4 protein-coding genes and 1 pseudogene are annotated in these 5547 nt (G+C 36.8%); all 5 read left to right on the top strand.

Features of this window, described 5'->3' with window-relative positions; translation table 11 throughout:
• A pseudogene (locus BT797_RS23965) lies at window positions 1-1551 on the top strand (type I-F CRISPR-associated helicase Cas3f); the annotation flags it as partial.
• A gap of 10 nt (window positions 1552-1561) precedes the next feature.
• Entirely contained in the window at window positions 1562-2821 is a 1260-nt protein-coding gene (gene csy1, locus BT797_RS21725; RefSeq protein ID WP_075473507.1) for a type I-F CRISPR-associated protein Csy1, read from the top strand.
• Window positions 2818-3738 carry a type I-F CRISPR-associated protein Csy2 gene (csy2, locus tag BT797_RS21730; protein ID WP_075473508.1) on the top strand — a complete coding sequence of 307 codons (921 nt, stop codon included), beginning with the start codon at window positions 2818-2820 and terminating at the stop codon, window positions 3736-3738. Before csy1 ends, csy2 begins: the two co-directional genes overlap by 4 nt.
• A 41-nt stretch (window positions 3739-3779) precedes the next feature.
• Window positions 3780-4805: a type I-F CRISPR-associated protein Csy3 gene (csy3, locus tag BT797_RS21735; protein WP_075473509.1), complete on the top strand. Its 1026-nt coding sequence runs from the start codon at window positions 3780-3782 to the stop codon at window positions 4803-4805.
• Window positions 4806-4813: 8 nt separating this feature from the next.
• Window positions 4814-5389, top strand: a complete 576-nt coding sequence (cas6f, locus tag BT797_RS21740; protein WP_075473510.1) for a type I-F CRISPR-associated endoribonuclease Cas6/Csy4 — start codon at window positions 4814-4816, stop codon at window positions 5387-5389.
• The last annotated feature ends 158 nt before the right edge of the window (window positions 5390-5547 follow it).

The raw sequence follows: 5547 nt of genomic DNA on the forward strand, positions 1-5547 counted from the left end.
CGATTGATTCATCTTGCTGGCATGCTAGGGCGTAAAGTAATGATTTCATCTGCGACTATACCTCCCTCTTTAGCGGAAGGTTATTTTAATGCTTATAAAAAGGGTTGGCAGTTGTATAGTCAAAGCCGAAGCAATGCTGAAAATACCATAGGTTGTGCCTGGATTGATGAATTCAATACTGCAGTTGCAAGTATCAATACGACGTTAAGTGATAAGGCTATTACGGCATATCAAGTCGAACACGATGCCTTTATTGCCAAACGTGTTGCTAAATTAAAAAAACAACCCATTAAACGTAAAGCTGAAATTATTAAATGTTCAGAGAGCATGAGTGCGCATAAAACAGCCAGTGATGAAACAAAGCAAGAGCAATATTTCAGTCATATTAAGCAGGCTATTTTAGTTAAACATCAGCAGCATCACACTACTGATGACGAAACAGATAAGAGTGTATCATTTGGTGTTGTACGCGTTGCCAATATAGTGCCTTGTGTTGAATTGACCAAATACTTATTACAAACCGATTACCCTATTGATGTGGAAGTCAAAGTGATGGCTTATCACAGCCAGCAGGTGCTATTACTTCGACATGAACAAGAAAAACACCTTGATCGCGTACTAAAGCGTAAAGAAAAAATGGGTGAAAAGCCTAAAGCATTTACGAACTCAGTCATCCGAAAACATTTAGATAAAAGTGCAGCTAAAAATATTATTTTCATCCTCGTTGCAACGCCGGTAGAGGAAGTTGGCCGTGATCATGACTTTGATTGGGCTGTTATCGAGCCTTCATCATACCGTTCAATTGTGCAACTAGCTGGTCGTGTTCGTCGTCATCGCTTGGCGGAAGTGACTCAAGCTAATATTGCGCTAATGCAATATAACTATAAGGCATTCAAAGATGGTAACCAAAAAGGAGAAAAGTATTTTATAAGACCTGGATATGAAGAATACATAAAAAACGCCTTTCCAACTCATGATTTGTGTCAGTTAGTTAATGAGTCTCATGTATCTAAAAATCTAAATGCGATCCCAAGAATTTATCCGTTACCACCATCTGAACAGCAGCGGCTTGCAGCACTTGAACACAGAGTAACAAGAGATACCTTATGTTCATACGATAGCTATGGACCGGAAGCATTGGAAGGTTACCTATCACAAGCATGGTTCTTAACTGCGTTACCGCAAAAGCTTAATCCTTTTAGACAAAGTGAACCGAATACTAAAATTTTTTTCGTCGCGAATTCGGATCATGAACCTTGTTACTTTTCCCAAAAAGATGAGCAAGGTTGCCGAGTCACCGATATTTACGGTGACTTAATTAATGTTGAGGGCTTACTACAAATAACACATGTTGAATTGTCTGATTATGAACGCTCTAATTTATGGTTAGAAAGGAATTATTTAAATTTATTAAGCGAGCATACCGATGAAATTAATTTACCGACCGTTAGGCAAGTATCTTTGCGTTATGGCGAACTGAGTTTTGTTATGCGTGAAGGTAAAAAATATGAATACAGTGATCAATTTGGATTAATACAGAAGAGTAAATAGGAGTTTAAAAATGTTAGACCCTGCCATTAAAAGCTTTTTTGATGAAAGAAAAGAAGCTTGGTTAAAGAAAAAAGTAAAAGCCTCGATGGATGAATCGGAGGTAAATGAGCTGAATATAGAGTGTGATAATACTTTCTCTTTGGCTATTTGGTTGCCTAACGCAGCTAAAAGAGCAGGACAAATATCTATGTCTACTCACCCTTGTACTTTTAGTCACCCTAGCGCCAGGAAAAATAAAAATGGTTATGTGACGTCTGTCATCGCTAACGTTGAACGAGTAAACGATGGTTTTTTAAAGAGTGGTAATGTTGATGTAGATACGGATGCATTGGGCAATGCAGCCGCGCTTGATGTATATAAATTTTTAACATTGGAAATGGTTGATAATAAGTCATTACTCGACCATATCAAGGATGACTCAGAGCTTGCTGTTAATTTATTAGCGATTAAAACAGAAAGTTATTTAGCGCTAAAAAATGGTTTTTTAGCCATGGTCAATACTGTCGGTGAAAATGTTACGAGTTCTAAAATAAAACAAGTGTATTTTCCTGTTGACGACGATTATCACCAGCTGTCGATATTAACTAATTCAGGTATGCTTTATCAGCTTAGGAAGCGTATTGATACATTACGATTTTCTGATGAAACGAAAGCAATCCGTGAGCTTAAACGTAAAAATGAATTCAGTGAAAAAGGCTTCTCTGAAATTTATAATTTAACGACTATTGGTTATGGTGGTACAAAACCGCAAAATATCAGTGTTTTGAATAATCAAAATGCTGGTAAGGCACATTTATTATCATCATTACCACCGCAGTTAGATAAACGAACTATTCATTTCCCTCGATCAAACTTCTTTATTGAGTCATTTAAAACACATGAATACCGAGATGTTTTCCAAGCATTACATCGTATATTCCGTATTGATTATAAAAATAATGTATCGCTAAGAAATAGTCGTGATGCCCGTATTCAAGAGTTAGTCGATCGTATTATCGATAAAATGTGGGCGATTAGAGCTGTGTCAGCGGAACAGTATCACTCGGATAGCTCTCAGTTAGATGCGAACCACAAAATGTGGTTACACAGTGATGATGCTCAGCAACGTGAAGAATATGATGATTGGTTAGACATTGTTGTTGGCGATATTGCTAGTTGGATGACGGGAGCCTATAAAAAAATAATCGGCAAAGAGTCAGTCATGTTCGGTGAGGAAGAACGTTTACATTTTCTTAAAATTGTGACGAAAAATAAGGAGGCATTACGATGAGTAATAACATTAAAAAATTGATATTACTGCCTCATATCAAGGTGCATAACGCAAATGCTTTATCAAGTCCGTTTACGATTGGATTTCCTGCAATGACAGCATGGCTAGGTGCTGTGCATGCGTTGCAACGTAAATTGAATCAAGATGGATTTACCCATTTAGTGTTTAATGCCACGGGTGTGATTAGTCATGAGTGTAATTTACAAACATACAAAGGTGTGGGTGATTATGTTCATTCAATCATTGGTACGGGTAACCCGCTTGATAAAACGGGTTCACGCAGTGCATTTATTGAAGAAGCACGTTGTCACTTAGATGTATCACTACTTATTGAGTTTTCTGGTATTGATAAAGAGCAAGAAGAATCAGTGCAGGATCGGATATCACACCATCTTAATAGCCGAATGAAAATGGCGGGTGGTGATATTAAAAGTTTTTATTCTCCGTCTTTTCATAGAGTCGAAGAAGGCAATAAGAAGGATCTTGTAAAAGTCACACGTCAACTTATGCCTGGTTATGCGATTGTTGAACGTCGAGATCTCATGGTTGAAGCGATGGATGCTGGTCAAGATGCAATGGATGCGCTCATTGAAAACCTTGTTATTAAGCATCGTTGTGAGAAAAGTGATGATCAGGTTAATTGGTCAAGTGGCCGACAATCAAAAGGCTGGATAGTACCCATTGCAACAGGTTTTCATGGGATAACAGATCTAGGGCAAGCAAAAAATCAGAGAAATCCAGAAACTCCACACCGTTTTGCTGAAAGTATTGTCACTTTAGGCGAATTTAAAATGCCTTATCGAGTGACATCTATCGATGAATTGCTATGGCAATATTCGGTTAATGCTGAAAATAATTTATATCTCTGCGAGCAAATTAAAGAACAGCCATCAGATGAATGGGCTGAATTCTATTAATTCTATTAATTTAAAATAAAGAAAAGAAAAGGAATAACATAATGGCTAAAAAAGAAAATATTGCATCAGTATTGGCGTTTGAAAAGAAATTAGTTCCTTCAGACGGCTATATGTACGGCACTACATGGGAAAATAAAACGAAGTTGATGCCTTTAAGTCTGATTGAAAAGTCAGTGCGCGGTACAATTTCAAATCGTTTAAAACCTGCAATTCAAAAAGATCCTGCAAAGCTGAATGCAGAGGTAGAAAAACCTAATTTACAAAGAGTTGATGCTTGTGCACTTGCACCAGAACAAGACACGTTAAAATTACAATTCACATTGAAAGTACTTGGTGGTGTTACGCAACCATCGGCTTGTAATAATGCGCTGTTTAAACAATCTTATACAACAGCAGTTACTGGTTATATCGCAGATGAAGGCTTTAAAGAATTAGGGCGTCGTTATGCATTAAATATTGCTAACGCTAAATTCTTATGGCGTAACCGAGTTGGTTCAGAAAATATTGAAGTACAAGTTAATGCATTAAATAAAAACGCCTCACAATCTTGGGTGTTTGATGCGACAGAATTTAGTACGCGTCATTTTAATAATGACAATAAAGATGTTGTTTCTTTAGGTGAACGTATCGCGGCTGCATTAGCAAGTGATGATGACTTCTTAATGCTAGAAATTAATTGTTTTGTACAAGTGGGTAAAGCACAAGATGTTTATCCAAGCGAAGAACTTGTATTAGATAAAGGGAAGGGCAGTAAGAGTAAAATTCTTTATGCAGTTAATGATATTGCAGCAATGCATTCGCAAAAAATCGGTAACGCGCTGCGTAGTATTGATACTTGGTATCCAGAATTTGATGATGCAGAAGTAACTGCAGGGCCGATTGCGATTGAACCATATGGTGCTGTAACAAACTTAGGTAAAGCCTATCGTACGCCGGCGGCTAAAAAAGATTTTTACACATTCTTCGATAAATTTGCGCGTGGTGAAAAGTTAGAACGTATTGAAGATGAGCATTATGTAATGGCTGTTCTTGTTCGTGGTGGCGTTTTCGGTGAAAGCGATAAATAGGAGCGGGAATGAAATATTATCTCGATATTACCTTATTACCAGATGCTGAAACTAATTTAGGGTTTCTTTGGTATAAGGTTTATCAACAGGTGCATATAGCGCTTGTTGAAAATAAAGTCGCTAAGAACCAATCTGAAGTTGCAGTATCCTTTCCTGAATATGGAAGTAAGTTTCCGTTAGGGGCTAAGTTACGTTTATTAGCCGACACGAAAGAAAAATTAGAATTATTGAATGTTGGTAAATGGTTGAAGCGATTGGCGGATTATGTGCATTGCACATCGATCAAAGATGTTCCTGATACTGTTTCATCGTTTACATGCTTTAATCGTTTTCAAGTTGCACCGAATAAAGAGCGTATAGCGCGTCGTAGAGTTAAGCGCCATGGTGGTACATTGGATGAAGCGCTTGCATATTTTGAAAACTATGAAGAGCAATTATCAAAATTGCCTTTTATTAATATGAATAGTTTGTCTGAAAGTAAAAAGTTTAAACTGTTTGTGAATAAGATTGATGTTAGTGGTCAATGTAATGGTGATTTTGATTGTTATGGGTTGAGTAAGGTTGCAACAGTACCTTTATTTTAACCATTTTTACCAATGAAAATTGTTCTTTAACAAGGTGCATTAAAAATCAATAGGTTACAACTTCATTTGAAAACATTGGTAAAAACACCAAAAAGTTATTAAGTGATTGTTGTAACTTATTATTTTACTGATAGTCTATTGTTCACTGCCGAATAGGC

This window comes from Moritella viscosa (assembly GCF_900120065.1).
GTDB lineage: Bacteria > Pseudomonadota > Gammaproteobacteria > Enterobacterales > Moritellaceae > Moritella > Moritella viscosa.

Coding starts and splice junctions, on each gene's coding strand:
- csy1 (WP_075473507.1), top strand. CDS start 1,562: ATGTTAGACCCTGCCATTAAAAGCTTTTTTGATGAAAGAAAAGAAGCT.
- csy2 (WP_075473508.1), top strand. CDS start 2,818: ATGAGTAATAACATTAAAAAATTGATATTACTGCCTCATATCAAGGTG.
- csy3 (WP_075473509.1), top strand. CDS start 3,780: ATGGCTAAAAAAGAAAATATTGCATCAGTATTGGCGTTTGAAAAGAAA.
- cas6f (WP_075473510.1), top strand. CDS start 4,814: ATGAAATATTATCTCGATATTACCTTATTACCAGATGCTGAAACTAAT.